Annotated in this window: 25 protein-coding genes and 1 pseudogene; 21 read left to right on the top strand and 5 right to left on the bottom strand. The window is 74.2% G+C overall.

Features of this window, described 5'->3' with window-relative positions; translation table 11 throughout:
• Positions 1-76: 76 nt before the first annotated feature.
• The 15 genes from ACFV1W_RS18580 (at position 77) to ACFV1W_RS18510 (ending at position 13,270) form a co-directional block, all read left to right on the top strand.
• On the top strand, positions 77-460 hold the full coding sequence (locus ACFV1W_RS18580) for an FKBP-type peptidyl-prolyl cis-trans isomerase (RefSeq protein ID WP_380417803.1): 384 nt from the start codon (positions 77-79) through the stop codon (positions 458-460).
• Positions 461-659: 199 nt separating this feature from the next.
• A complete protein-coding gene (locus ACFV1W_RS18575) occupies positions 660-1,640 on the top strand; it encodes a helix-turn-helix transcriptional regulator (RefSeq protein ID WP_380417801.1) in 981 nt (326 codons plus the stop codon).
• A complete protein-coding gene (locus ACFV1W_RS18570) occupies positions 1,637-2,593 on the top strand; it encodes a helix-turn-helix transcriptional regulator (RefSeq protein WP_380417799.1) in 957 nt (318 codons plus the stop codon). The genes ACFV1W_RS18575 and ACFV1W_RS18570 overlap by 4 nt, the downstream gene beginning before the upstream one ends.
• 27 nt (positions 2,594-2,620) lie before the next feature.
• A complete protein-coding gene (locus ACFV1W_RS18565; protein ID WP_380417797.1) occupies positions 2,621-2,827 on the top strand; it encodes a hypothetical protein in 207 nt (68 codons plus the stop codon).
• 27 nt (positions 2,828-2,854) lie between these two features.
• A complete protein-coding gene (locus ACFV1W_RS18560; protein WP_380417795.1) occupies positions 2,855-3,031 on the top strand; it encodes a hypothetical protein in 177 nt (58 codons plus the stop codon).
• 207 nt (positions 3,032-3,238) lie between these two features.
• Complete coding sequence (gene tatA, locus ACFV1W_RS18555; RefSeq protein WP_380417793.1) at positions 3,239-3,526, top strand: Sec-independent protein translocase subunit TatA; 288 nt, start codon at positions 3,239-3,241, stop codon at positions 3,524-3,526.
• Positions 3,527-3,674: 148 nt separating this feature from the next.
• Entirely contained in the window at positions 3,675-4,568 is an 894-nt protein-coding gene (gene tatC, locus ACFV1W_RS18550; RefSeq protein ID WP_380417820.1) for a twin-arginine translocase subunit TatC, read from the top strand.
• 135 nt (positions 4,569-4,703) lie between these two features.
• Positions 4,704-5,879 carry an NAD(P)/FAD-dependent oxidoreductase gene (locus tag ACFV1W_RS18545; RefSeq protein ID WP_380417791.1) on the top strand — a complete coding sequence of 392 codons (1,176 nt, stop codon included), beginning with the start codon at positions 4,704-4,706 and terminating at the stop codon, positions 5,877-5,879.
• Positions 5,880-5,958: 79 nt separating this feature from the next.
• The gene (locus tag ACFV1W_RS18540; protein WP_380417789.1) at positions 5,959-6,279 is read left to right on the top strand and encodes a (2Fe-2S)-binding protein; all 321 of its coding nucleotides are present in this window, start codon (positions 5,959-5,961) and stop codon (positions 6,277-6,279) included.
• Entirely contained in the window at positions 6,260-7,651 is a 1,392-nt protein-coding gene (locus ACFV1W_RS18535) for an NAD(P)/FAD-dependent oxidoreductase (protein ID WP_380417787.1), read from the top strand. Before ACFV1W_RS18540 ends, ACFV1W_RS18535 begins: the two co-directional genes overlap by 20 nt.
• A gap of 168 nt (positions 7,652-7,819) precedes the next feature.
• Positions 7,820-8,683, top strand: coding sequence for a dihydrodipicolinate synthase family protein (locus tag ACFV1W_RS18530; protein WP_380417818.1), 864 nt, complete (start codon positions 7,820-7,822; stop codon positions 8,681-8,683).
• A gap of 108 nt (positions 8,684-8,791) precedes the next feature.
• Positions 8,792-9,796: a proline racemase family protein gene (locus ACFV1W_RS18525; protein ID WP_380417785.1), complete on the top strand. Its 1,005-nt coding sequence runs from the start codon at positions 8,792-8,794 to the stop codon at positions 9,794-9,796.
• A 38-nt stretch (positions 9,797-9,834) separates the two neighbouring features.
• Positions 9,835-11,199, top strand: coding sequence for an aldehyde dehydrogenase family protein (locus tag ACFV1W_RS18520; RefSeq protein WP_380417783.1), 1,365 nt, complete (start codon positions 9,835-9,837; stop codon positions 11,197-11,199).
• Complete coding sequence (locus ACFV1W_RS18515) at positions 11,199-12,227, top strand: proline racemase family protein (RefSeq protein WP_380417781.1); 1,029 nt, start codon at positions 11,199-11,201, stop codon at positions 12,225-12,227. The genes ACFV1W_RS18520 and ACFV1W_RS18515 overlap by 1 nt, the downstream gene beginning before the upstream one ends.
• 146 nt (positions 12,228-12,373) lie before the next feature.
• On the top strand, positions 12,374-13,270 hold the full coding sequence (locus ACFV1W_RS18510) for an ornithine cyclodeaminase family protein (protein WP_380417816.1): 897 nt from the start codon (positions 12,374-12,376) through the stop codon (positions 13,268-13,270).
• Here ACFV1W_RS18510 and ACFV1W_RS18505 read toward each other — a convergent pair.
• The gene (locus ACFV1W_RS18505) at positions 13,258-13,602 is read right to left on the bottom strand and encodes a hypothetical protein (RefSeq protein ID WP_380417779.1); all 345 of its coding nucleotides are present in this window, start codon (positions 13,600-13,602) and stop codon (positions 13,258-13,260) included. The genes ACFV1W_RS18510 and ACFV1W_RS18505 overlap by 13 nt on opposite strands.
• A gap of 81 nt (positions 13,603-13,683) precedes the next feature.
• Positions 13,684-14,307, bottom strand: coding sequence for a TetR/AcrR family transcriptional regulator (locus tag ACFV1W_RS18500; RefSeq protein WP_380417777.1), 624 nt, complete (start codon positions 14,305-14,307; stop codon positions 13,684-13,686).
• Positions 14,308-14,413: 106 nt separating this feature from the next.
• Here ACFV1W_RS18500 and ACFV1W_RS18495 point away from each other — a divergent pair, with 106 nt between their 5' ends.
• Positions 14,414-15,319, top strand: a complete 906-nt coding sequence (locus tag ACFV1W_RS18495) for an NAD(P)-dependent oxidoreductase (RefSeq protein ID WP_380417775.1) — start codon at positions 14,414-14,416, stop codon at positions 15,317-15,319.
• Positions 15,320-15,497: 178 nt separating this feature from the next.
• Entirely contained in the window at positions 15,498-16,208 is a 711-nt protein-coding gene (locus tag ACFV1W_RS18490) for a GntR family transcriptional regulator (protein ID WP_380417773.1), read from the top strand.
• Positions 16,209-16,283: 75 nt separating this feature from the next.
• Here ACFV1W_RS18490 and ACFV1W_RS18485 read toward each other — a convergent pair whose 3' ends face one another.
• Together ACFV1W_RS18485 and ACFV1W_RS18480 are read right to left on the bottom strand one after the other, a co-directional pair.
• On the bottom strand, positions 16,284-16,967 hold the full coding sequence (locus ACFV1W_RS18485) for an ABC transporter ATP-binding protein (protein ID WP_380417771.1): 684 nt from the start codon (positions 16,965-16,967) through the stop codon (positions 16,284-16,286).
• Positions 16,964-18,040, bottom strand: a complete 1,077-nt coding sequence (locus tag ACFV1W_RS18480) for an ABC transporter permease (protein WP_380417769.1) — start codon at positions 18,038-18,040, stop codon at positions 16,964-16,966. The genes ACFV1W_RS18485 and ACFV1W_RS18480 overlap by 4 nt, the downstream gene beginning before the upstream one ends.
• A 164-nt stretch (positions 18,041-18,204) precedes the next feature.
• On the opposite strand from ACFV1W_RS18480, the gene ACFV1W_RS18475 reads away from it, so the two are divergent.
• The 3 genes from ACFV1W_RS18475 to ACFV1W_RS18465 are packed head-to-tail and all read left to right on the top strand — an operon-like array spanning position 18,205 to position 21,101.
• Positions 18,205-19,410 (top strand): sensor histidine kinase, encoded by a 1,206-nt coding sequence (locus ACFV1W_RS18475; protein WP_380417767.1) that lies wholly within the window; start codon positions 18,205-18,207, stop codon positions 19,408-19,410.
• Positions 19,407-20,033 (top strand): response regulator, encoded by a 627-nt coding sequence (locus ACFV1W_RS18470; protein WP_380417765.1) that lies wholly within the window; start codon positions 19,407-19,409, stop codon positions 20,031-20,033. Before ACFV1W_RS18475 ends, ACFV1W_RS18470 begins: the two co-directional genes overlap by 4 nt.
• A gap of 45 nt (positions 20,034-20,078) precedes the next feature.
• Complete coding sequence (locus ACFV1W_RS18465) at positions 20,079-21,101, top strand: nitronate monooxygenase (protein ID WP_380417763.1); 1,023 nt, start codon at positions 20,079-20,081, stop codon at positions 21,099-21,101.
• Positions 21,102-21,218: 117 nt separating this feature from the next.
• Here the strand turns inward: ACFV1W_RS18465 and ACFV1W_RS18460 are convergent, their stop codons facing one another.
• Positions 21,219-22,670, bottom strand: a complete 1,452-nt coding sequence (locus ACFV1W_RS18460) for an aminopeptidase P family protein (protein WP_380417761.1) — start codon at positions 22,668-22,670, stop codon at positions 21,219-21,221.
• Between the two features lie 194 nt (positions 22,671-22,864).
• On the opposite strand from ACFV1W_RS18460, the pseudogene ACFV1W_RS18455 reads away from it, so the two are divergent.
• Positions 22,865-24,619: pseudogene (locus ACFV1W_RS18455) on the top strand (ABC transporter substrate-binding protein).
• Positions 24,620-24,627: the final 8 nt, after the last annotated feature.

Below are 24,627 nucleotides of genomic sequence, written 5' to 3'. Positions count from 1 at the left end.
GGTCCGGGAACGGACCGTGGTGCGGGCGCCCGCCGCTTGGTCGTGTATGGAATTCGCGAATGTGAGAAGAGGGACCATGGCTGTGAACCTCAACGAGAAGCCCGAGATCGACTTCCCGATCGGCGACGCTCCCAAGGAGCTGCAGATCCGCGACATCGTCGTGGGCGACGGCGAGGAGGCCAAGGAGGGCCAGGTCGTCAGCGTCCGCTACGTCGGCGTGACCTTCGAGACCGGTGAGGAGTTCGACGCGAGCTGGAACCGGGGCACCGCGCCGTTCCAGTTCCCGCTGGGCAAGGGCCGCGTCATCAAGGGCTGGGACCAGGGCGTCGCCGGCATGAGGGTCGGCGGCCGTCGCGAGCTGACCATCCCCTCGCACCTGGCCTACGGCGCCCAGTCGCCGACCCCGGCGATCCCGCCGCACTCGACCCTGATCTTCGTGGTCGACCTGCTGGCCGTCTGAGCCCGCGCCGACCTCGGGCCGGACCCCTGCGGGGGCCCGGCCCGAGGCCGTGTCCGGGCCCGGACGGCAGGCCGTGACGACCGGGCGCGGGAAGCGGCTTTTGCAGTGCGTACCGCTACCGGTACGGTCGGTCCCGCCGGGTGGGGATCGCCCGGTTGGCGCACCCCGCGCACGGCGCGGCACACCGGAAGGGTCACCGATGGCGATCGCCAAGGCAGAGCGGCTGATGAATCTCGCCCTGTGCCTGATGAACACCAGACGCCCGCTCTCCAAGAAGGAGCTGCGGGAATCCATCGAGGCGTACCGCGAAGCCTGGCAGAGCAGCAGCGAGGACGCCTTCAACCGGATGTTCGAGCGGGACAAGGACGACCTGCGCGAGCTCGGCCTGGTGATCGACGTCGACGAGAGCGCGCTGGACGGCGAGCTCGGCTACCTCGCCCGTCCCGACCGCAACCGGCTGCCGGAGATCGCGCTGGACGCCGAGGAGGCCGCCGCACTCACCCTGGCGGCCCGGGTCTGGCAGCAGGCCAAGATGTCCGGCGCGGCCAGCGGCGCGTTGCAGAAGCTGCGCGCGGCCGGGGTGCCGTTCGGCGAGGCCGAGGGCCGGACCGCCCTGGAGCCGCGCATCCCCGCCCGGGAGGCCGCGTTCGAGCCGCTGCTCACCGCCGCCCGGGACCGCCGCCCGGTCACCTTCGAGTACCGCAAGGCCGGGGCCGCCGCCGTCGAGCAGCGCAGTGTCGAGCCGTGGGCGCTGGAGTGCTGGCGCGGGCACTGGTACCTGGCCGGTTACGACCGGGACCGCGGCGACGCCCGGGTGTTCCGGCTCAGCCGCATCACCGGCAGGGTGAAGGCCAAGGGCGGCGCGTTCCTCGGCACGGTGCCCGAGCACGTGGACGTCCGGGCCACCGTGGCCAAGTTCGCCGGCGAGGGCGCCACCGCCACCGCGACCGTGCGGGTCCGCCGGGGCGCGGGCTTCCCGCTGCGCACCAAGGCGCTGAACAGCAGCCGGGTCGACGAGGGCTGGGACGAGCTTGAGATCCCGTACGGCAACGGGCTGGGCGCCGACCTGGCGGAGTTCGGGCCGGACGTGCTGGTGCTCGGGCCGGAGGAGCTGCGGGCGGATGTGGTCGACCGGCTGCGGGCGGTCGCGGGGCTGGACTCGGAGGACGTACGGGCATGAGCAATGCGATCGACCAGACGCGACGGATGCTGTCGCTGGTCACCTACCTGCGCGAGCGGCCCGGGGCCGAGGTCGCCGAGGTGGCCCGGGCGTTCGGGATCAGCGAGCGGGAGCTGATCGGGGACCTCAACGTGCTGCCGATGTGCGGCACCAGCTTCCGCGGCGGCGACCTGCTCGACATCGACACCGACGGCGAGCGGATCTGGTGGCACAACGTCGACGACGTGGCCCAGCCGCTGCGGCTGGCCGCCGACGAGGCCACCGCGCTGCTGGTGGCCGCCCGCGCGGTGGCCGGGCTGCCCGGCCTGCGGGCCGGCGACCGGGAGGCGCTCACCCGGGCCGTCGCCAAGATCGAGAACGCGGCCGGGGAGAGCGCCGAGGGCAGCGCCCGGGTCGGCGTGACCTTCGAGGCGGAGAGCCACGTCTTCGCCGACATCGACCGGGCGCTCAGCGAGGGCCGCCGGGTCTGGCTGCGCTACTACTCGCACGGGCGCGGTGGGATGACCGAGCGCGAGGTCGACCCGATCCGGCTGCTCACCGAGGGCCACACCTACCTTGAGGCCTGGTGCCGCACCTCGGAGGACCACCGGATGTTCCGGCTGGACCGGGTCGCCGAGATCCGCGTCCTGGACGTCCCGGCCGACCCGCCCCGGCGCGAGCCGCGCGACCTCAGCGGCGGGCTGGTCAACCCGGCGGCGGACGACCCGGAGGTGGTGGTGGAGGTCTCCTCCGGCGGCCGCTGGGTCGCCGAGTACTACACCCACGACCGGGCCGAGGAGCTGCCCGACGGCGGACTGCGGATCACCCTGCGCAGCGCCGACCCCTCCCAGCTGCGCCCGCTGGCGCTGCGGCTGGGCCGGGACGGCCGGATCGTCTCCCCGCCCGAGCTGGCCGAGCAGGCGCGCTCGGCCGCGCGGGAGGCGCTGGCCGCCTACGGGGAGGGGCAGGTCTGAGCGGTGGAGCCCGGGACGAGATTCAAGGTGTACTGCTCGCAGTGCCGGGAGAAGGTCGAGCTCCCGGCCGAGGAGTTCCGGCTGACCCTCGGCCGGAGCACGGCGCAGGCGCACTACAGCTTCGGCTGCCCGCTCTGCGGGGCGGCGGTGCGCAAGCCGGCCGGGGAGAAGATCGTCGAGGCTCTCACCGCGGCGGGGGTGCGCACCATGCGGCTCGTCCCGGCCGAGGGATAGCGCCCGCGCCCCGTATAGGGTGGGCGCATGTCCTGGATGCTCGTCGCCGCCGTCCTGCTCGCCACCGCGGGCCTGCTGGTCCTCGGGGTCCTCGCGATCCGGCTGTGGCTGGACGTGCGGGCGCTCGCCAAGGGCGTGGACGCGGCCTCGCGGGCGCTGGCCGAGGCCGCGGGGGAGCTGGCCTCGGCGGTCCCGGCCCCGTAGGGCGCTCGGCTGTTAGCACACCCGGGGCACCCGGCGGTACGGGGCTGCTGCGCGGAGGTAGGGGCGGGTTACGCTCTCAGGTGGCTCCTGAACCGCGAACCGGGGGCCGCTGTCCTGTTCGGGCGGCCGTCGTCGGGGCGTCATCCGCAGCGGTTACCATCCGCGGCGGGCGGCCTGCCGGGCCGCGGTGAGTGAAGGTGGTCGCGCATGCGCATCTCGATGACCGGGATCGTGGTGATCGTGGTTCTCGCCATCGTGCTGTTCGGTGCCAAGAGGCTGCCCGAGCTGGCGCGTTCGCTGGGACAGTCGATGCGGATCCTGAAGAGCGAGGCCAAGGCGATGCGCTCGGACGGGGAGACGGGCGGGAGCGTGCCGTCGGCGGCGCCGCCGGTCGACGGTCCGGCAGGGCCGTCGGGGAAGACCATCCAGGCGGCCCCGGGAGCGTCGGCCACGGCCCGTCCGGTGGCCGGGTCCGACGGCGACCGGCCGCACTGAGCGCGGCGCACGTGACGTACGTGACCCACGCGACGCACCAGACCACGCAGGCCCGTCGACCGGCGGGCCTCGACGCACGAGTTGAGGACCGGGGTTGAGCAAGCTCTCCAAGGCGTCGCAGAAGACGCCCAAGGATCCTGAGGGGCGGATGGCCCTAGCCGACCACCTGCGGGAACTGCGCAACCGCGTGGTCAAGTCGGTCCTGGCGATCATGGTGTTCGCGATCGTCGCGGCGGTCTACCACAAGCAGATCGAGCAGTTCCTGCTCCAGCCGCTGCCCCAGTGTGACAAGCAGAACCCGGGCAACGTCCACGAGCGCTGCGCCCAGGTGTCCAACATCGGCCTCACCGCCGGTTTCAACTGGATGCTGAAGGTCGTGCTGACCGCGGGCGTGGTGGCGGCCGTACCGATCTGGCTGTACCAGGTGTGGGCCTTCGTGGCGCCCGGGCTGCACAAGCACGAGAAGAAGTACGCGATCGTGTTCATGGCCTGCGGCGCCCCGCTGTTCCTGGCGGGTGTGGCCTGCGCCATCTGGGTCATGCCGACCATGGTCAAGATGCTGATCTCGTTCACCCCGAGCGACACGACGCCGATCCTGCCGCCCGAGGACTACTTCGACATCGCCACCCGGATGGTGCTGGTCTTCGGCTTCGCCTTCGAGTTCCCGCTGCTGCTGGTGATGCTCAACATGGTCGGCATCGTGACCGGCAAGCGGTTGCTCGGCTGGTGGCGCGGGATGGTCATGGGCATCACCGTGTTCACGGCGTTCGCCACCCCGGGCGCCGACCCGGTCAGCATGCTGCTGCTGGCGATGCCGATCTGGGCGCTGTACTTCGCCGCAGTGGCCGTCGCGCTGCTCAACGACCGGCGCAAGCGGCGCAACAACCCGGACGCCGACCTGGACGACGAAGAGGCCTCCCACGTCGACCTCACCGTGCACGCCGTCGACAGCGCGGAGGCGGTGAGCGCCTCGGCGGCGCCGACCGCCGGCCCCGCGCCGGTCCCGGCCGCGCGCCACGAGCAGATGGACGACATCACCTGAGCCGGTAGCCGTTCCCGGGGCCCCGGCCCGCCGCCTTCCCGCGGCGGGCCGGGGCCCTTCGCCGTTCTCCGGCCTTCCGGCACCGCGGCGTTGCGTGCTCTTGGCAGCCCCGATGGAATGTGACATATTACTGACGTGCTGAAGACCTGGACACCTCCCCTGGACGTCGTCGTCGTCGGCGCCGGAGTCGTCGGCGCCGCCTGTGCCTACTATGCCGCCCGCGCCGGGCTCGCCGTCGCCGTCGTCGACCGCGGGCCGGTCGCCGGGGGCACCACCGGCGCGGGGGAGGGCAACCTGCTGGTCTCCGACAAGGAGCCCGGGCCCGAGCTGGACCTCGCCCTGCTCAGCGTCCGGCTCTGGCGCGAGCTCGCCGAACAGCTCGGGCCGGCCGTCGAGTACGAGCCCAAGGGCGGCGTGGTGGTCGCCTCGACGGCCGCCGGACAGCAGGCGCTGCGGGACTTCGCCGCCGGGCAGGCCGCGGTCGGGGTGAGCGCCGAGGAGGTCCCGGCCGAGCGGCTGCACGAACTGGAGCCCCACCTCGCCCCCGGCCTGGCCGGCGGCTACCACTACCCGCAGGACGCTCAGGTGCAGCCCGCGCTCGCCGCCGCCCACCTGCTGCGCGAGGCCCGTCGGATGGGTGCCGAACTGAGCACCGGGGAGACCGTCACGGCCGTGGAGCGGGGGCCGGACGGCGCGGTGCGCGGCGTCCGCACCGACCGCCGCCGGCTGGCCGCGCCGGCCGTGGTGAACGCCACCGGCGCCTGGGGGGCCGAACTGGCCGCGCTGGCCGGGGTGCACCTGCCCGTGCTGCCCCGGCGCGGCTTCGTCCTGGTCACCGAACCGCTGCCCAGGGTCGTCCGGCACAAGGTCTACTCGGCCGACTACGTGGCCGACGTGGCCAGCGGCTCGGCCGGGCTGCAGACCTCCTCCGTGATCGAGGGCACCCCCGGCGGGCCGGTGCTGATCGGCGCCAGCCGGGAACGGGTCGGCTTCGACCGGACCATCTCCCACGAGGCGATCGGCCGGTTGGCGGCCGAGGCGGCGGCGCTGTTCCCGGTGCTCGCGCAGGTCGCCGTGATGCGCACCTACCGGGGATTCCGTCCGTACCTGCCGGACCACCTGCCCGCCATCGGGGAGGACCCCCGGGCGCCCGGGCTCTACCACGCCTGCGGGCACGAGGGCGCCGGGATCGGGCTGGCGCCCGCCACCGGTCTGCTGATCAGCGAGCAGCTGACCGGGAAGCGGCCCGAGCTGGACCTCGCGCCGTTCCGGGCCGACCGGTTCCGGGGGGACGGGCGCGCCGATGGGTGATCGTGTGCCGCGATCCCGGGGCGTCGTCCCGGGACGTGCCTTCCGGATTGGAGAAGCCGGTGATGGATTGGAGAAGCCGGTGACGCGTCGCCGCACCCCTGCCGCCCTGGTCGAGGCCGAACCCGGGCCCGGCCACCAGATCGAGTTCGACGGGCGGCCCGTCCGTGCCCTGCCCGGACAGTCGATCGCCGCCGCGCTCTGGGCCGACGGCGTGCTCGCCTGGCGCACCACCCGGATCGGCGGGCGGCCGCGCGGCGCGTTCTGCGGGATCGGCGCCTGCTTCGACTGCCTGGCCACCGTCAACGGCCGGGCCAACCAGCGCCTGTGCCTGCTGCCCGCCGAGCCGGGCACCGTCGTCACCACCCAGGAGGGACACGGCCGTGCCGACCTCGCCGTCTGAGCCCTTCGACCTCGCCGTGGTGGGCGCCGGGCCGGCCGGGCTCGCCGCCGCCGTCACCGCCGCCGACCTCGGGCTGCGCTGTGTCCTGCTGGACGGTGCGGACCGGACCGGTGGGCAGTACTACCGGCACCCCGCGCCCGGACTCGGCGCGGCCCGCCCCGACCGGCTGCACCACGGCTGGGCGGCGTACACCGGGCTCGCCGCCCGGCTCGCGGCGCACCGCCGGGCGGAGTTCCGCGGCGGCCACCAGGTGTGGGCGCTGGAGCGGACCGAGGACGGCTTCGCGGTGCACGTCACCCTCGGGCCGGAGGCCGCCGAGCGGACCACCGTACGGGCCGGGGCGGTGCTGCTCGCCACCGGTGCGTACGAGCGGCAGCTGCCGTTCCCCGGCTGGACCCTGCCCGGGGTGGTCACCGCGGGCGGCGCCCAGGCGATGCTCAAGGCCGGGCTGGTGCTGCCCGGGCGGCGGATCGTGGTGGCCGGCAGCAGTCCGCTGCTGCTCGCGGCCGCCTCCTCGCTGGTGAGCGCCGGTGCGGAGGTTCCGGCGGTGGTCGAGGCGAGCGGCTACCTCGGGTACGTCCGGCGCCCCGGCGTGCTGGCGGCCGTCCCCGCCAAGCTGGTCGAGGGCGCCGGGCACGGGAGCGCGCTGCTGCGGCACGGCGTACGGCTGAGGCCGCGCAGCGCGGTCGTCGAGGTGCACGGGGGCGAGCGGGTCACGGCGGTCACCGTGGCCCGGCTGGACGCGGACTGGCGACCGCTGCCCGGCACCGAGCGGCGGATCGACTGCGACGCGCTCGCCGTCGGCCACGGCCTCCTGCCGCAGATCGACCTGGCCACCGAACTCGGCGCGGACACCCGGACCGGGCCGGACGGTGCGGTCGCCCTGCGGGTTGACGCCCGGCTGCGCACCACCGTCCCCGGCCTGTGGTCCGCGGGGGAGACCAACGGTGTGGGCGGCGCGGACCTCGCAATGGCCGAGGGCGAGCTGGCCGCGCACGCGATCGCCGACGTGCTGCCGGACCGCGCGCTGCTGCGCCGCCGGGCGCGGCTGCGGGCCTTCGCCGAGCTGATGGCGGCGGCGCACCGGCCGGGCCCCGGCTGGACCGGGTGGCTGCGGCCGGACACGGACGTGTGCCGGTGCGAGGAGGTGCCGGTCGCGCGGATCCGGGAGGCGGTGGAGGAATTGGGCGCGGGCGATCCCCGGACGGTCAAGCTGCTCACCCGCGCCGGGATGGGCTGGTGCCAGGGGCGGATGTGCGGCCCGGCCGTGGCCTGCCTGTCCGGCGCCACGGGGGCGGGGCCGGACCGGCGGCCGCTGGCCTGTCCGGTGCCGCTGTCGCAACTGGCGGCGGGGGCGTCGGAGCAGCCCTGACCGGTCCCGGACCCGGCCTGCGGACCCGGGCCGGGTCAGGTCCGTCGGAACGCGCGGGGCGGGGGCTCTTGTCTCCGACCTGTTCGCACCTATAAAATGTCACACCTCACCAAGGAGCTCAACGTGTCCATCACCCCGCACGACACCAACCGTCCCTGGCGCGGCATCATGGTCGCCACCACGATCCCGCTGCGCCCGGACCTCTCCGTCGACTACGACGCCTACGCCGAGCACGTCCGCTGGCTGATCGAGTCCGGCTGCGACGGTGTCGTCCCCAACGGCTCGCTGGGCGAGTACCAGACCCTCACCGCCGAGGAGCGCGCCCGGGTCGTCGAGGTGGCGATCGAGGCGGCCGGCGACGGTTCCCGGGTCATGCCCGGGGTCGCCGCGTACGGCAGCGCCGAGTCCCGCCGCTGGGCCGAGCAGGCCGCCGAGGCCGGAGCGGGCTCCGTCCTGCTGCTGCCGCCCAACGCCTACCGGGCCGACCACGCCTCGGTGCGGGCGCACTACGCGGAGGTCGCCCGGGCGGGGCTGCCGGTCGTCGCGTACAACAACCCGATCGACACCAAGGTCGACCTGGTGCCCGCACTGCTCGCCCAGCTGCACGGCGAAGGGTCGATCGTCGCGGTCAAGGAGTTCAGTGGGGACGTCCGCCGGGCGTACGAACTCGCCGAGCTCGCACCGGGGTTGGACCTTCTGATCGGCGCGGACGACGTGCTGCTGGAGCTGGCGCTGGCCGGTGCGGTCGGCTGGATCGCCGGGTACCCGAACGCGCTGCCGGAGGCCTGCGTGGCGCTCTACGACGCGGCCGTCGGGCACGACCTGGAGACCGCCCTGCCGCTGTACAGGTCGCTGCACTCGCTGCTGCGTTGGGACTCCAAGACCGAGTTCGTCCAGGCCATCAAGCTCTCCATGGACATCGCCGGACGCCCCGGCGGGCAGGTCCGGCCGCCCCGGCTGCCGCTGGAGCCCGAGGTCGAGGCGGCGGTGCGCGCGGCCACCGAGAAGGCGCTGGCCGAGGGCCTGGCGTAGCTCTTCGCGTGGTCCTTCCCGTCCGGCCGGCTGCGCGGGCAGCCGGCCCCTGACCGACCTTCGACCGCTTCGACCGCTTCGACCGCTTCGACCGAGGAGTTGTGAGGAATGCGCAGCCGTCACGTGTTCCACGCCGTGGACTCGCACACCGAGGGGATGCCTACCCGGGTGATCACCGGGGGCTTCGGCATCATCCCCGGTGCGACCATGGCCGAGCGCCGGGTGCACTTCCAGCAGCACCTGGACCACTTCCGCACCCTGCTGATGTACGAGCCGCGCGGGCACGCCGCGATGAGCGGCGCCATCCTGCAGCCGCCCACCCGGCCGGACGCCGACTTCGGGGTGCTCTACATCGAGGTGTCGGGGCTGCTGCCGATGTGCGGTCACGGCACCATCGGCGTCGCCACCGTCCTGGTCGAGACCGGGATGGTGCCGGTGGTCGAACCGGTGACGACGGTGCGGCTGGACACTCCCGCCGGGCTGGTCGTCGCCGAGGTGCGGGTCGAGGGCGGCGCCGCCAAGGCGGTGACCATCCGCAACGTGGCCTCCTACGCGGTCGCGCTGGACCGCAAGATCGAGGTGCCCGGCTACGGCACGGTCGGCTACGACCTCGCGTACGGCGGCAACTTCTACGCCATCCTGCCGCTCGCCGAACTCGGGCTGCCGTTCGAGCGCGAGCGTAAGCAGGAGATCCTGGACGCCGGCCTCGCCCTGATCGCCGCCGTCAACGCCGGCCCCGACCGGCCGGTGCACCCGGAGGACCCGTCCATCCACGGCTGCCACCACGTCCAGCTGCTCGCACCCGGTTCCACCGCCGAGCACTCCCGGCACGCGATGGCCATCCACCCCGGCTGGTTCGACCGCTCGCCCTGCGGCACCGGCACCTCGGCGCGGATGGCGCAGCTGCACGCACGCGGCGAACTGCCGCTCGGGCGGGACTTCCGCAACGACTCCTTCATCGGGACGACCTTCACCGGGCGGCTGGTCGAGGAGACCGAGGTGGCCGGGCACCCCGCCGTGGTGCCCACCGTCACCGGGCGGGCGTGGGTCACCGGCACCGCCCAGTACTTCCTCGACCCGGACGACCCGTTCCCGGCGGGCTTCCTGCTCTGACGCTGTTGTTGTGGACTCGCTCTGAAGGGCTGGTAGTTGTGAGCATCACCTCGTACAACCCCGCCGATCCGGCCGACCTGGTGGTCGCCGTCGAGGCGCCCGGCGCCGAGGCCGTGCGGGCGGCCGTCGGACGGGCCCGGGCCGCGCAGGGCGGCTGGCTCGCGGCCGGCGCGGGCGCCCGGTCGGCGGCGCTCGGCCGGATCGCCGAGGCGGTCGAGGCGCACGCGGAGGAGCTGGCCGCGCTGATCGTGCGCGAGGTCGGCAAGCCGCTCGCCGAGGCGCGGGGGGAGGTGGCCCGGACGGCGGCGATCTGGCGCTACTACGCCCAGGCGCCGTACGAGCCGTCCGGGGCGGTGCACGAGACCGCCGCCGGGCCGGGGCTGCTGCTCACCCGGCGCCGGCCGTACGGGGTGGCCGGGCTGATCGCGCCGTGGAACTTCCCGCTGGCGATCCCGAGCTGGAAGGCCGCTCCGGCGCTGGCGGTCGGGAACACGGCCGTGCTCAAGCCCGCGCCGGAGGCGACGGCGTGCGCGCTGCGGTTGGCCGAGCTGGTCTCGTCGGCCTCGCTGCCCGAGGACGTGTTCAGGGTGGTGCCCGGCGGGGCCGAGGAGGGGGCGGCGCTGGTCGACGCGGCGGACGTGGTGTCCTTCACCGGCTCGACCGGCGTCGGCCGGGCGGTGGTGCGGGCCGCCACCGGGCGCGGGGTGCCGGTGCAGGCCGAACTCGGCGGGCTGAACGCGGCGCTGGTGCTGCCGGACGCGGACGTGGAGCTGGCGGCCGGGCACATCGCGGCCGCGATCGCCGGGTACGCCGGACAGAAGTGCACCGCCACCAGCCGGGTGATCGCGGTGGGTGCGGCGTACCGGCCGCTGAGGGAGGCGCTGGTCAAGGCCCTCGCGGCGGTGGACGACTCGGCGTGCGGGCCGGTGGTCAACGCCGCCGCGCGGGAGCGGATGGTCGGGGCGGTCTCCTCGGCCGTCGAGGCCGGTGCGAGCGTACTGGTCGGCGGCGGGGTGCCCGAGCGGGCCGGCTGGTACGTCGAGCCGACCCTGCTCGCCGAGGTGCCCGCCCGACACCCGCTGGCGCGGGAGGAGTTCTTCGGCCCGGTGGCGGTGCTGCACGCGGCGGCCGACCTGGACGAGGCCATCGCGCTCGCCAACGACACCCCGCACAGCCTCGCCACCTCGGTGCACACCCGCAGTCTGGACGCGGCACTGGCCGCCGCCGACCGGCTGGACGCGGGCATGATCCGGGTCAACGCCCCTTCCAGCGGCGTCGACTTCCACCTGCCGTTCGGCGGCACCAAGGGCGCGAGCCACGGCGAGCGCGAACAGGGCCGGGCGGCGCTGGAGTTCTACACCGTCAGCCGGACGGTCAGCGTGCTGCCGGGCGGGGAGCTGTGATGCGGGTCAGCACGGTCGACTACCACACGGCCGGCGAGCCGTTCCGGATCGTGCTGGACGGGGTGCCCCCGATCCCAGGGGACAGCGTCGCCGAGCGGCGGGCCATCGCGCTCGGCGCGGGCGGCAGCGCCACCGCGCCCCGGCCCAGCGCGCTGGACGAGGTCCGGCAGCTGCTCGTCCGGGAGCCGCGCGGGCACGCCGGGATGTACGGCGGGTTCCTGGTGCCGCCGGACGACGACGAGGCGCACCTGGGCGTGCTGTTCTGGCACAAGGACGGCTACTCGACCGCCTGCGGGCACGGCACCATCGCGCTCGGCGCCTGGGCCGTCGACTCCGGGCTGGTCAAGGCCCCCGCGGACGGCGTGGCCCGGGTGCGGATCGACGTGCCCTCGGGGCGGGTCACCGCGCTGGTGCACCGGGCGGGCGGGCGCACCACCGGGGTCACCTTCCGCAACGTGCCCAGCCGGGTCAGCGCACTGAGGCTGCCGCTGGTCACCTCGCGCGGGCTGGTCGAGGTCGCCGTGGCACACGCCGGGGCGTGCTACGTCTCCGTGCCGGCGGCTTCGCTGGGCCTGGCGGTGTCGGCCGAGCAGCTCTCCGAACTCACCGCTGTGGGGCGGGAGATCAGGGAGCTGCTGGCCGGTGCCGAGGAGGTCTCGCACCCGACGGACCCGAGGCTGTCCGGGGTGTACGGCGTGGTGCTGTACGACGAACTCCCCTCGGAGGGCTCGGCACTGGTCCAGCGGAACGTCACCGTCTTCGCGGACGGGCAGATCGACCGCTCGCCCTGCGGCTCCGGGACCTCCGCCCGCCTCGCGGTGCTGGTCGCCGAGGGGCGGCTCGCGCCGGGGGAGGAACTGCTGCACGAGTCGGTCATCGGCACGGTGTTCAGCGGGCGGGCGGTCGCCGGGGGCGACCCGCTGGGCGAGGGCATCGTCACCGAGGTCGGCGGTGTGGCGTTCCGCACCGGGACGCACGAGTTCCTGCTGGAGCCGGGGGACTCGCTCGGGACGGGATTCCTGCCGTGAGTGCCGTGAGTGGTGCCGTGCCGCCCGGTGCGGGGACTCCCGCGGCCGGGCCGTTCGGCGCGAAGGCGTCCGGTGCCGGGCCGTCGGGTGCTGCGTCGCCCGGCGCCGGGCTGTCCGGTGCGGGGGCTGAGCCGCTCCAGTACACCGTGCCGGGCACCGGCGGGCTCGGGCCCGCCGGGGCGGTGCGGGCGATCGAGCGGGCGCTGCTGGACGGGCTGGACCCGGAGGCGGCGCCCGCCCGGTCGGCCGTACCGGTGCCGGCGGGGGAACTGCTGCTGATGCCGGCCGCCGCCGGGCCGTACGCGGGCGTCAAGATCGCCGGGGTCGCGCCGGACAACCCGGCGCACGGGCTGCCCCGGATCACCGGCAGCTACCTGCTGCTGGACGGGCCGACGCTGCAACCGCTGGCCGTGCTGGACGGCGCGGCCCTCACGGCCCTGCGCACGCCCGCCGTGACGGCGGCGGCGCTGGCGCGGCTTGCGGCGCCGGAGGCCGAGCACCTGGTGGTGTTCGGCTCCGGACCGCAGGCGTACGGGCACCTGGACGCGCTGCTCGCCGTCCGGCCGCTGCGGCGGCTGACCGTGGTGGCGCGAGACCCCGGGCGGGTGGCGGCGCTGGTGGAGTACGGGCGGAAGCTCGGGCTGGCGGCTTCGGCGGGCGGGCCGGAGGCGGTCGCGGGGGCCGACGTGGTGGTGTGCTGCACGACCGCTCGCACCCCGCTGTTCGACGGCGCGCTGGTGCCCGCCCACGCGGCCGTCGCGGCGGTCGGCTCGCACGAGCCGGAGGCACGGGAGGTGGACGAGGTGCTGGTCGGCCGGGCCGAGTTGTACGTCGAGGCGCGGACGGTCGCGGCCCGCGAGGCCGGGGACCTGCTGGTGGCGGGCGTCGGCGGACGGCAGCTGTGGAACCTGGCCGAACTGGTGCGCGGCGACGCGCTGGTGCCGGCCGGGCGGCCGCGGTTCTTCAAGAGCGTCGGCATGGCCTGGGAGGACCTGGCGGTGGCCGCGGAGGTGTACCGGGCCGGGCGGCGTCAGTCGCCGTAGAGGACCAGCCAACTGCCCGGGGTGGCTGCGCAGTCGGCGAGCAGGTTGCGCAGGTCGCGGACGGCCGCCCGCTGGCGGTCGGTGGTGCAGCGGGCGAGCAGCGCGGTGGCCTCCTCGAAGGCGGCCGCCGCGTCCTGCTCGTTGAACAGGGTGTCGCCGTACGGGTCGATCCGGCCGAGCCGGTGGCCGGAGACGCGGCGGACGTGCTCGGCCAGGGTCGCGGCCGGGGCCGGACCGTGGTCGGTGGAGAGGCGCAGCAGGGCGGGCGTATCGCGGCGGCCGTTGTTCGGACGTCCGTCGTACAGGGCGATTTCGATTCCCGAGTCCGTCACTCCGGGTGGTGGTCGGGAGTTGTGGAGCCGGAGCCGGTTCGGTGGGAAGGGATCCCCCACCGGGCCGGCTCCTTTCGTGCGTCAGTCCTGCGGGAGGTAGGTGGCGAGCAGCCGGGCCAGGTGGCGGCCGGCGATGTGCAGCGGCTCCTCGCTGCGGGCGACCTGGGCGGCGAGTTCGGCGCCCTCCAGGGTGTTGATGACGGTGCCGGCCAGCTCGCGGGCGTCCTCGGCGCCGATGTCGGCGGTGCGCAGGCGTTCCTCCACGATGGCCTGCCAGTTGGCGAAGGCCTCGGTCACGGCCTGCTCGATCACCGGGGCACGGCCGACGGTCTCCAGGGCGGTGGCGGTGATCGGACAGCCGTCCTGCCAGTCGGAGGTGCGCAGTTCGCGGGCGAGCAGGGTGGTGCAGGTGGTGACCGCCTCGGTCAGGTCCTCGGCGGAGCCGAGGCCGGCGCGCAGGATGACGGCGAACTCCTCGTCCCCGTGCCGGATCGCCTCGGCCGCCAACTCCTGCTTCCCGCCCGGGAAGAAGTGGTAGACGGAGCCGAGGGTGGCCTCGGCCTCGCGGGAGATCTGCTTGATCCCGGTGCCCTCGTAGCCCTGACGCTGCAGCAGGCGGGAGGTGGCTCGGACGATCCGCTCGCGGGTGCCGACGCTGCTGGTCTTCCCCGCGGTCTTCTCGGCGGTCTTCTCGGCGGTCTTCACGGGCCGCATCCTAGCCGAGATTCTGAGTAGAGCGTTCGTTCCAGAGTTGTGCTAGCGTCGCCGTCGGCGCTGGATAGAGCGTTCATTCTAGAGGAGGGGAACCCTTATGTCCGTCGAGCATTCCGCCGAGTGGTCCGTGGAGCAGCAGACCGGGGCGTCCGTGACGGTGATCGGGCTCGGCCCGATGGGGCAGGCCATGGCCGGGGCGTACCTGGACGCCGGTTACGCCGTCACGGTGTGGAACCGTACGGCCGCGCGGGCCGATGAACTGGTCGCCCGGGGCGCCCGGTTGGCGCCGAGCGCGGAGGCGGCGGTGGCCGCCGGTGAACTGGTGGTGCTCAGCCTCACCGACTACGACGCGGTGTTCGCGGTGCTGGAGTCGGTGGAAGGGGCGGTGGCCGGGAAGGTGATCGCCAACCTCAGCTCGGACACCCCCGCGCGGGCCCGGGAGGCGGCGCGGTGGCTCGCCGAGCGCGGTGCGGGGCACCTCACGGGCGGGGTGCAGACGCCGCCCTCTGGCATCGGCAGCCCCGAGTCGTCCACCTTCTACAGCGGGCCGGTCGAGCTGTTCGAGCGGCACCGGGCCGCGCTGGAGGTGCTGACCGGGGCCGACTTCCGCGGGGACGACCCCGGGCTGGCGCAGCTGTACTACCAGATCCAGATGGACCTGTTCTGGACCTCCATGGTCGGCTACCTGCACGCCACCGCGATCGCCGAGGCCAACGGCATCCCGGCCGAGGAGTTCCTGCCGTACCTGTCCTCGACCGCGGCCTCCATGCCGGGCTTCCAGGCGTTCTACGCGCCCCGGATCACGGCCGGGAACCACGCCGGGGACGTCGACCGGCTGTCGATGGCGCTGGCCAGCATCGAGCACGTCCAGCACACCGCCGAGGCCTCCGGAGTGGACGGCGCCCTGCCGTCCGTCCTGGCCGAGGCCTTCCGGCGCGGCGTCGAGTCCGGGCACGGTGCGGCGAGCCTGAGCGCGCTGGTGGGGCAGTTCCGCCGCGCGTAGCCGTCCGCGCGGTCGCAGATGGCGGGCCGCCGGCCGTTGTCACGGCCGGCGGCCGCTGTCACGATGACCATCGACGGGTTTCACGGGCTCGGCGGGATGTTGGTTTTCCCGGACTGTTGCACGCTCAACGTAACGTGACATTGTACACTGGTGTTCTGCACCCACCCGGAGGAACACCATGGCCGAGCTCAAATCCCGCACCCTGATCTCCGTGCAGGAGCGGCTCCGCGACCAGGTCGCCCACGCCCTCCGGGCCGCCCTCATCTCCGGCGAGCTACGCCCCGGCGTCGTCTACTCCGCCCCCGCCCTCGCAGCCGACTTCGGCGTCTCGGCCACCCCCGTGCGCGAGGCCATGCTCGACCTCGCCCGGGAGGGCCTGGTCGAAGCCGTCCGCAACAAGGGCTTCCGGGTCACCGAGCTCACCGAGCGTGACCTGGACGACTACACCGAGATCCGCGCCCTCGTCGAGGTCCCGACCGTCGGCCGGGTCACCCGCACCGCGAGCAAGGAGCAGCTGGAGCGGCTGCGCCCCCAGGCCGAGGCGATCGTCGCGGCCGCCCGCAAGCACGACCTGATCGGCTACCTGGAGGCGGACCGGCAGTTCCACCTCGACCTGCTGGGGCTGGCGGGCAACGCGCGGCTGGTGGAGGTGGTCGGGGACCTGCGCAAGCGCTCCCGGCTGTACGGGCTGACGCGGCTGGACGAGCAGGGGCAGCTGGTCTCCTCGGCGGAGGAGCACGTGGAACTGCTCGACCTGATGCTGACCGGCGACGCCGAGGCGGCGGAGGCCTGCATGACGCGGCACCTCAGCCATGTGCGCTCCCTGTGGGCCGGCCAGGACGAGACGGCGGAGTCGGAGCGCCCGGCCCTGCGACTGCGGGCCCGGTAGCGGTCACGTTGCCCGAATCGATCCGGGCAACGGTGACGCTTTCGGTGGACGACGTGCTCTCAGCCAAGAAGTAGCTCAGGCCGCGGCCGAAGGCACCACCAGTCGGCCGTCGTGGACTTCGGCGATCTGGTCCACCGCCGTCAGGTGGGTGCGGTCGTGGGTGACCAGGACGGTCGCGGTCGCGCGCCGGTGGGTGAGCTCGGTGATCAACTCCAGGACGGCGGCTCCCCGTTCGTGGTCGAGGGCGCTGGTCGGCTCGTCCACCAGCAGCACCGTGGGGTCGTTCATCAGGGCCCGGGCGATGTTGACCCGCTGGCGCTGGCCGCCGGAGAGCTGGTGCGGTCGGCGGTGGGCCTGGTCGCGGAGGCCGACGGCGGCGAGGAGTTCCAGCGCACGGGGGAGGGCACTGCGCGGGGAGCGGCCGTCGAGGTGGGCCATCACCTGCAGCTGTTCGACGGCGGTGAGCGAGGGCAGCAGGTTGGCCTGCTGGAAGACGATGCCGATCTTCGTGCGGCGCAGGGCCGTCAGGGTGGCGCGGTCGAGGCTCGCGGTGTCGGTGCCGTCGACCACGACCCGCCCGGAGTCCGGACCGATCAGGGTGGCGGCCACCGCCAGCAGGCTGGACTTGCCGGAGCCGGAGGGGCCGACGACGGCCGTGAGCGTGCCCTTGGGGACGGTCAGGGAGACGTCGTCCAGGGCCGTGAGCCGGCCGTCGCCGTCGGGGTAGGTGAGGGTGATGCGGTCCAGGACAAGGCTCATCGGGCGCTCCCCAGGGCGGTCAGCGGGTCGACGGAGGTGATCCGGCGGATGGACAGGGCCGCGCCGACCGCGCCGAGGGCGATCATGACGGCGGCGGGCAGTAGCAGGGTCGGGGCGTCCAGGACGAAGGGGACGGCGGAGCCGATCAGCGAGCCGGCGCCGAGCGCGATCGCGGTGCCGACGGCCGTACCGAGCACCAGCAGCAGGACGGCCTGGCCGAGGGCGTCGCCCAGCAGGTAGCGGGTGGAGGCGCCGAGGGCCTTCAACACCGCGACGTCGCCGCTGCGCTGGATCGTCCAGACGGTGAAGAAGGCGCCGATCACCAGGGCCGAGATGGCGAACAGGAAGCCGCGCATCAGTTGGAGGGAGCCGTTCTCGGAGGTGTAGGAGCCGATCGCGGCGAGGGCGTCGTCCCTGGTCCGGGTCTCGGTGCCGAGGCGGGTGTCGGCGGCGGCGAGGTCGGCGCCCGCGGTGGTGCGCAGGGCGACGACGGTGGCGTGGCCGGTGCCGCCGGGGGCGAACTGCTGCCAGTCGGTGAGGCTGGTCCAGATCACCGGGGTGTGGCTGTACGCGGCGTCGCCCTCGACGGCGGCGACGGTGAGGTGGTGCCCGGCCATGGTGAAGTCGGCGCCGGCGGTGAGGTTGCCGAGCTTCTCGGCGGCGGTGGTGGACAGCACGGCCCGGCCGGCGGCGATCCTGGCGCCCTGCGGGGCGAGGTCCGAGCCGTCGGGGACGCCGAAGGCGGAGAGCGCGGCGGTGCGGGTGCCCGCGGCGGCCTTGGTGGTGGTGATGCCGAGCGGCTGGGCGGAGGTCACGCCCGGCTCGTGCGCCCAGGCCTGCCACTGGTCGGGGGTGAGCTGGGAATCGGTGAAGGAGAGCTGCTGCCCGTCGGCGGGCTTGGCGAACACCAGGTGGTCGGCGGCCAGGCCGGTGACCGCGGAGATGTTCTGCCGGCCGAGTCCGGCGGTGAGGCCGGACAGCAGGCCGACCAGCACGGTGATCAGCACGATGACGGTTCCCATCAGGGCGAACCGCCCCTTGGCGAACCTCAGGTCCCTCCAGGCGACGAACACGGGTGGGCCTTCCTACGGATGAAACGGGTGATGCTCATACGGTCCGGGAGACGGGGCTGCCCGGGCATCGCGCCGGGGATTGCATCCTGGGCATCGAAGGGCCGAAGCGGAGCTCAACCTTTTGATTGATGCCGGACAGCGGGCGCGGAACCTAGGCTGGGGAGATGGCGACCGAACGATCCAGAACCACCCCCGTCGCCCGCGTCCTCCGGGTCTGCCTGCACCTGCTCGTGGCGGGCCTGCTGGCGCTCGCCGTCGCCCGAGCCGCCCTCGTCGACCGGAGCGCCGATTTGGCCGCCGTCGCCGCCGCGGCCTCCGCGATGGCCGCCGTGTACGCCGTCGGCCCCCGGCTGGCCGCCGTCCGCGGCTCGCGCCGGGCCGCGGCGCTCTGGCTGGCGCTGCTCGGCGTCACGTGGGCGGGCCTGCTGGTCGCCACCCAGGACGGGGTGTGGCTGGCCTTCCCGCTCTACTTCCTGGAACTGCACCTGCTCGGCCGGCGCAGCGGCCTGACCGCGGTCGCGCTGACGGCCGCGGCCTCGATCGCCGCCTGGTCCTGGCACCAGCACAGCTTCAGCCTCGCCGCCTCGATCGGGCCCGCCCTCGGGGCGGCCGTCGCCACCGCCACCGTGCTCGGCTACCAGGCGCTGTACCGGGAGAGCGAGGAGCGGCGCCGGCTGATCGACGAGCTGACCGCGGCCCGCGCCGACGCCGCCGCCGCCCACCACGCGGCCGGGGTGCTCGCCGAGCGCGAGCGCCTCGCCCGGGAGATCCACGACACCCTCGCGCAGAGCCTCAGCTCCATCCAGCTGCTGCTGCGGGCCGCCCAGCGGGCGCTGCCCGAGCGCACCGAGGCCGCGGCCGGGTACGTGGAGCAGGCGCGGCAGGCCGCCCAGGACAACCTGGACGAGGCCCGGCGGTTCGTCCGGGCGCTGACCCCACCCGCGCTGGACGGCGATCCGCTGCCGGTCGCGCTGGAGCGGCTGTGCGCGACCACCGCGGCGCACAGCGCGCTGCCCGTCCACCTGCACGTCTCCGGGGATCCGGTCCGGCTGCCGGCCGCGCAGGAGGTGGCGCTGCTGCGGATCGCGCAGTCGGCGCTCGGCAACACCGTGCGGCACGCGAAGGCCTCGCGGGCCGAGGTGACACTCAGCTACATGGAGGGCGAGGTGGCGTTGGACGTGTTCGACGACGGGGCCGGGTTCGACCCGGCGGCAGTGGCCGGCCGCACCGGCGGGGACGGCGGTTTCGGGCTGCCCTCGATGCGGGCCCGGGCGCGGGCGCTCGGCGGCAGCTTCACGGTCGAGTCGGCGCCCGGACAGGGCACGGCGCTGGCGGTGCAGCTGCCCGTCACCCCGGAGGCCGGGCCGTGATCCGGCTGCTGATCGCCGACGACCACCCGGTGGTGCGGGCCGGCCTGCGGGCGGTGCTGGAGAGCGAACCGGACTTCGCCATCGTGGCGGAGGCGGCGACCGCCGAGCGGGCCGTCGACCTGGCGGCGGAGCCGGGGGTGGACGTGGTGCTGATGGACCTGCAGTTCGGGCCCGGTTCGGCGATGAACGGGGCCCAGGCCACCGCGGCGATCACCGCCAGGGCGGGCGCGCCGCGGGTGTTGGTGGTCACCACCTACGACAGCGACGCGGACACCCTGCCGGCGCTGGAGGCCGGAGCAACGGGGTACCTGCTGAAGGACGCTCCGCCGGAGGAACTGGCCCAGGCCGTACGGGCCGCCGCGGCCGGACGCAGCGCGCTGGCGCCGAGCGTCGCCGACCGGCTGCTGGAGCGGATGCGGACGCCCGCGGCGGCGCTCAGCGCACGGGAGACCGAGGTGCTGGGGCTGGTCGCGGACGGGTTGACCAACCAGCAGGTCAGCCAGCGGCTGCACCTGAGCCAGGCCACCGTGAAGTCCCATCTGGTGCACGTCTACACCAAGTTGGGGGTGGACTCGCGCACGGCGGCGGTGCGGGAGGCGCGCGGGCGGGGGCTGATCCGCTGAGCGTAGGGTGAGGGAGGTACCCGTAGGAGTGGGAGGAGCCCCCCGATGGCCGTGCGTCTCGACGAACTCGCCGTACCGGTGATCGGCGCCCCGATGGCGGGCGGGGCCTCGACGCCCGAGCTGGCGGCGGCGGTGAACCGGGCCGGCGGGCTGGGGTTCCTGGCCGCGGGCTACCGGAGCGCCGCGGGGATGGCCGAACAGATCGCCGCCCTGCGGAGTTCGACCGACCGGCCGTACGGGGTGAACCTCTTCGTGCCGGCCCCGCCCGCGGATCCGGCGGTGGTCGCCGCCTACCGGGAGCGGTTGCGGCCGGAGGCGGAGCGGTGGGGGGTGGCGCTGCCGGAGGAGGTCGGGCCGGACCGGGACGACTGGGAGGCCAAGCTCGCCGTGCTGCTCGCGGACCCGGTGCCGGTGGTCTCGTACACCTTCGGACTGCCGACGGCCGAGGAGGCTGCGGCGCTGCGGGCGGTGGGGACGCTGCAGGTCGGCACCGTCACCACGCCGGAGGAGGCGCGGGCGGCGCAGGCGGTCGGGATGGACGCCCTGTGCGTGCAGGGCCCGGAGGCCGGCGGGCACCGCGGCACCCACCGGGCGGCGGACGTGCCGGGGGAACTGCCGCTGCTCCAGCTGCTGCCCGCCGTACGGGCGGTGACACCGCTGCCGCTGATCGCCGCGGGCGGGCTGGGCGACGGTCCGGCGATCGCGGCGGCGCTGCGGGCCGGGGCGGTCGCGGTGCAGTTGGGGACGGCGCTGCTGCGCTCCGACGAGTCCGGCGCCTCGGCCGCCCACCGGGCCGCGCTCACCGAACTGCCGGAGACAGTCGTCACCCGCGCCTTCACCGGCCGCCCGGCCCGCGGCCTGCGCAACGCCTTCATCGACCGCCACGGCCCGTACGCCCCGCCCGCCTACCCCGAGGTCCACCACCTCACGGCGCCCCTGCGGGCCGCCGCCGCCCGCCGCGCGGACCCGACCGCCATGCACCTCTGGGCGGGCACCGCCCACCGGCTCGCCCGCACGGGCCCGGCGGAGGACATCGTGGCGGAGCTGTGGCGGAGCGCGCGGGGGTAGTGCGCTCGGCTCGCGCCGCGCGGGGCGTGTTGTCGCTCGCAGGAGTGGAGGTGTGGGCTGAAGCGCAGCGGATCAACCCATGGCTGGCTTCGCCGGAAGCGGAGGCCGAGCGGCCCCTCAGCCGAGCAGGTTCGCCATCCATGACTCGACGTCGCCGACCGTACGGGGGAGGGCGGCGGACATCAGATGGGCGCCGTCCTCGGTGATGACCAGGTCGTCCTCGATGCGGATACCGAGGCCGCGGAGTTCGAGGGGGAGCGTCTCGTCGTCGGGCTGGAGGTAGAGGCCGGGTTCGACGGTGAGGACCATGCCCGCTTCCAGGGTGCCGTCGACGTAGCGGTCGGCGCGGGCCTTGGCGCAGTCGTGGTAGTCGAGGCCGAGCATGTGGCCGCTGCCGCAGAGGGTGTAGCGGCGGTAGAGGCCGTTGTCCTCGGCGAGGGCCTGCTCGGCGGGGATGCGCAGGACGCCCCAGTCGGCGAGGCCCTCGGCGATGACGCGCATGGCGGCCCGGTGGAAGTCGCGGAAGCGCGCGCCGGGGCGCAGGGCGGCGATGCCGGCGCTCTGGGCGGCGAGGACGAGCTCGTAGGCCTGGCGCTGGACGGGGGTGAAGGTGCCGCCGAGGGGGAGGGTGCGGGTGATGTCGGCGGCGTAGAGGGTGTCGGTCTCCACGCCGGCGTCCAGCAGGAGCAGGGAGTTCGGGTCGAGGGCGCCGTCGTTGCGGATCCAGTGCAGGACGCAGGCGTGGGCGCCGGAGGCGACGATGGTGGTGTAGCTGGGGCCGTTGCCCTCGGCGCGGGCGCGCAGGTCGAAGACGCCCTCGATCCAGCGTTCGCCGCGGTGGTGGCGCAGGGCGGCGGGCAGGGCACGGACGACGTCCTCGAAGCCGCTGACGGTGTGGTCGACGGCGAGTTGCAGCTGCTGGACCTCCCAGGTGTCCTTGACCAGCCGCAACTCGGAGAGGACGGCGGCGAGTTCGCCGTCGCGCTGGTCGGCGAGAGGGCGTCCGGTGGCCTCGTCGACGAAGGGGTCGGTGCCGGCCAGTACCCGAGTGGGCGGCTGTGCTCCGGTGAGCATCTTGCCCAGGTCGTCGAGGTGTTCGGTGCGCAGCCCGGTGAGCTGGGCGGCCTCGGCGAGGTCGGGGCGCCGGCCGACCCAGAACTCGCCGTAGCGGCGGTCGCGGTAGAACTCGCCGCCGTCGCGCGGGGACCGGGGGCGGACGTAGAGCACCGGTTCGTGGCCCGCGGCGCCGGCCGGTTCGAGGACGAGGACGTGGTCGGCCTGCTCCTCGCCGGTGAGCCCGGTGAGCCAGACGTACGCGCTGTGCGGGCGGAAGCGGTGGTCCAGGTCGTTGCAGCGGACCTTGAGGCGGCCGGCCGGGATGACCAGGCGTTCGCCGGGGAAGGCGGCGGAGAGCCGGGCGCGGCGGCCGGGGAAGCCCGAGTAACCGGGGACGCGCTGGTCGGCGGGGAGCGGGGTGGCGGCCCAGTGGGTGCCCATGAAGGCGTCCAGGGCGGGGGAGACCGCGAGGTCGTGGCTCCCGGTGGCGAGTCCGGGCTGAGGGAGGGTCACCGGTGAACTCCTAGGCGGGGGTGGGGGAGTGCGGTGCACGGACACAGCTGGGTAACGGCGGGCGCCACCTCTTGTGCAGTGCAATTTCACATTACTATGTTACGGGTCACACGGTGGTGCGGCCAGAGCCGGGCCCCGCGACCGAACCAGGCCCAGGGCCGGCCAACGCAGGCCCCCCACAGCGGAGTTGCCACATGACCAGGCGCACCCATGCCATCCTCGCCACCGCCCTCGCGGCGGCGCTCACCCTCGGCCTCGGGGCCTGCAAGAACGACAAGAGCGACAGCGGTGGCGGCGACGCCGCGGCCGGCAGCACCCGGGCCCCCGGTGCGGAGTCCGGGACGATCGTCGGCGGCACCCCGGTGAAGGGCGGGACCCTGACGGTGCTGTCCAACCAGGACTTCGCCCACCTCGACCCGGCCCGCAACTGGACCATGCCGAACATGGACTTCGGCATCCGGCTGCTCTACCGCACCCTGGTCACCTTCAAGGCCGAGCCGGGCGCCGCGGGCAGCGAGATCGTCCCGGACCTCGCCACCGACCTCGGCCGGTCCTCGGACGGCGGCAAGACCTGGACCTTCACCCTCAAGGAGGGCGTCAAGTACGAGGACGGCACGCCGATCAAGTCCGCCGACGTCAAGTACAACGTCGAGCGCTCCTTCGCCCCCGACCTCACCGGTGGCCCCGACTACGCCCAGCAGTACCTGGCCGACGACGAGAACTACAAGGGCCCGCTGAACGGCGAGCACCTGGCGAGCGTCGAGACCCCGGACGACCGGACCGTGGTCTTCCACCTCAAGCGCCCGGTCGCCGAGTTCTCGTACACCGCGACCCTGCCGACCTTCGCCCCCGTGCCGCAGTCCCAGGACAAGGGCCCCCAGTACGACCTGCGGCCGTTCTCCTCCGGCCCGTACAAGATCGAGACCTACGACCGCGGCAAGCAGCTGGTCCTGGTTCGCAACACCAACTGGGACCAGTCCACCGACCCGGTCCGCAAGGCGTACCCGGACAGGATCGTGGTCACCCAGGGCCTCAAGGGCGGCCAGGTGGACGACCGGATCATCGCCAGCGAGGGTGCCGACGCCTCCGCGGTCGAGTGGATGAACCTGCGCCCGGAGTCCGTCTCCAAGGTGCTGCCCAAGGCGGACGTGCGGTCCCGGCTGATCGCCGAGCAGCAGGGCTGCACCGACATGCTGTACCCCGACACCTCCAAGGCGCCCTTCGACGACCCCAAGGTGCGCGAGGCCCTGATGTACGCGGTCGACCGGGACGCCCAGGTGACGGCGAACGGCGGCCCGGCGATGGGTGACGTGGCCACCTCCTACCTCCCGCCGGCGCTGACCGGCGGCGCCAAGCTGGACCCGCTGAAGGTCCCCTCCGCCGGCGACCCGGAGAAGGCCAAGCAGCTGCTCAAGGACGCGGGCAAGACCGACCTGAAGGTCTCGCTGACCGTCTCCAGCGGCGACAAGACCCGGGCCGAGGCGCTGCAGCAGTCGCTGGCCAAGGTCGGCATCCAGGTCACCATCACCACCGCCGACCCGTCCGTCTACTACGACACCATCGGCGACACCAAGAACGCGCCCGACCTGGCCATCCTCGGCTGGTGTCCGGACTATCCGTCCGGCGCGACCTTCCTGCCGCAGGTCTTCGACGGCCGCACCATCAAGGAGAAGGGCAACCAGGGCAACGTCGAGCAGTTCCGCGACCAGGCCACCTCGGACCGGATCGACCAGATCAACGCGATGGCCGACGTCGCCGAGGCCAACAAGGCGTGGTAGCAGCTCAACGAGGACCTCTTGAAGAAGGCGCCCACCGTGCCGATGCTGTGGCAGCGCCGTCCGCTGCTCGCCGGGACGAACGTGGCCGGGGCGTTCGGCTCCCCGGTGTGGACCGGTCAGTGGGACTTCGCCACGATCGGCCTCAAGGACCCCTCCAAGAGCAAGGGCTGAGGGCCCGT

This window comes from Kitasatospora sp. NPDC059648 (assembly GCF_042734825.1).
GTDB lineage: Bacteria > Actinomycetota > Actinomycetes > Streptomycetales > Streptomycetaceae > Kitasatospora.
Note: the sequence above shows the minus strand (reverse complement) of the source record. Positions and strands in the feature narration are given on the sequence as shown.

What these genes read in the sequence shown, in the direction of transcription:
- ACFV1W_RS18580 (WP_380417803.1), top strand. Translation starts at nt 77, where the DNA reads ATGGCTGTGAACCTCAACGAGAAGCCCGAGATCGACTTCCCGATCGGC.
- ACFV1W_RS18575 (WP_380417801.1), top strand. Translation starts at nt 660, where the DNA reads ATGGCGATCGCCAAGGCAGAGCGGCTGATGAATCTCGCCCTGTGCCTG.
- ACFV1W_RS18570 (WP_380417799.1), top strand. Translation starts at nt 1,637, where the DNA reads ATGAGCAATGCGATCGACCAGACGCGACGGATGCTGTCGCTGGTCACC.
- ACFV1W_RS18560 (WP_380417795.1), top strand. Translation starts at nt 2,855, where the DNA reads ATGTCCTGGATGCTCGTCGCCGCCGTCCTGCTCGCCACCGCGGGCCTG.
- tatA (WP_380417793.1), top strand. Translation starts at nt 3,239, where the DNA reads ATGCGCATCTCGATGACCGGGATCGTGGTGATCGTGGTTCTCGCCATC.
- tatC (WP_380417820.1), top strand. Translation starts at nt 3,675, where the DNA reads ATGGCCCTAGCCGACCACCTGCGGGAACTGCGCAACCGCGTGGTCAAG.
- ACFV1W_RS18530 (WP_380417818.1), top strand. Translation starts at nt 7,820, where the DNA reads ATGGTCGCCACCACGATCCCGCTGCGCCCGGACCTCTCCGTCGACTAC.
- ACFV1W_RS18525 (WP_380417785.1), top strand. Translation starts at nt 8,792, where the DNA reads ATGCGCAGCCGTCACGTGTTCCACGCCGTGGACTCGCACACCGAGGGG.
- ACFV1W_RS18515 (WP_380417781.1), top strand. Translation starts at nt 11,199, where the DNA reads ATGCGGGTCAGCACGGTCGACTACCACACGGCCGGCGAGCCGTTCCGG.
- ACFV1W_RS18495 (WP_380417775.1), top strand. Translation starts at nt 14,414, where the DNA reads ATGTCCGTCGAGCATTCCGCCGAGTGGTCCGTGGAGCAGCAGACCGGG.
- ACFV1W_RS18490 (WP_380417773.1), top strand. Translation starts at nt 15,498, where the DNA reads ATGGCCGAGCTCAAATCCCGCACCCTGATCTCCGTGCAGGAGCGGCTC.
- ACFV1W_RS18485 (WP_380417771.1), bottom strand. Translation starts at nt 16,967, where the DNA reads ATGAGCCTTGTCCTGGACCGCATCACCCTCACCTACCCCGACGGCGAC.
- ACFV1W_RS18475 (WP_380417767.1), top strand. Translation starts at nt 18,205, where the DNA reads ATGGCGACCGAACGATCCAGAACCACCCCCGTCGCCCGCGTCCTCCGG.
- ACFV1W_RS18465 (WP_380417763.1), top strand. Translation starts at nt 20,079, where the DNA reads ATGGCCGTGCGTCTCGACGAACTCGCCGTACCGGTGATCGGCGCCCCG.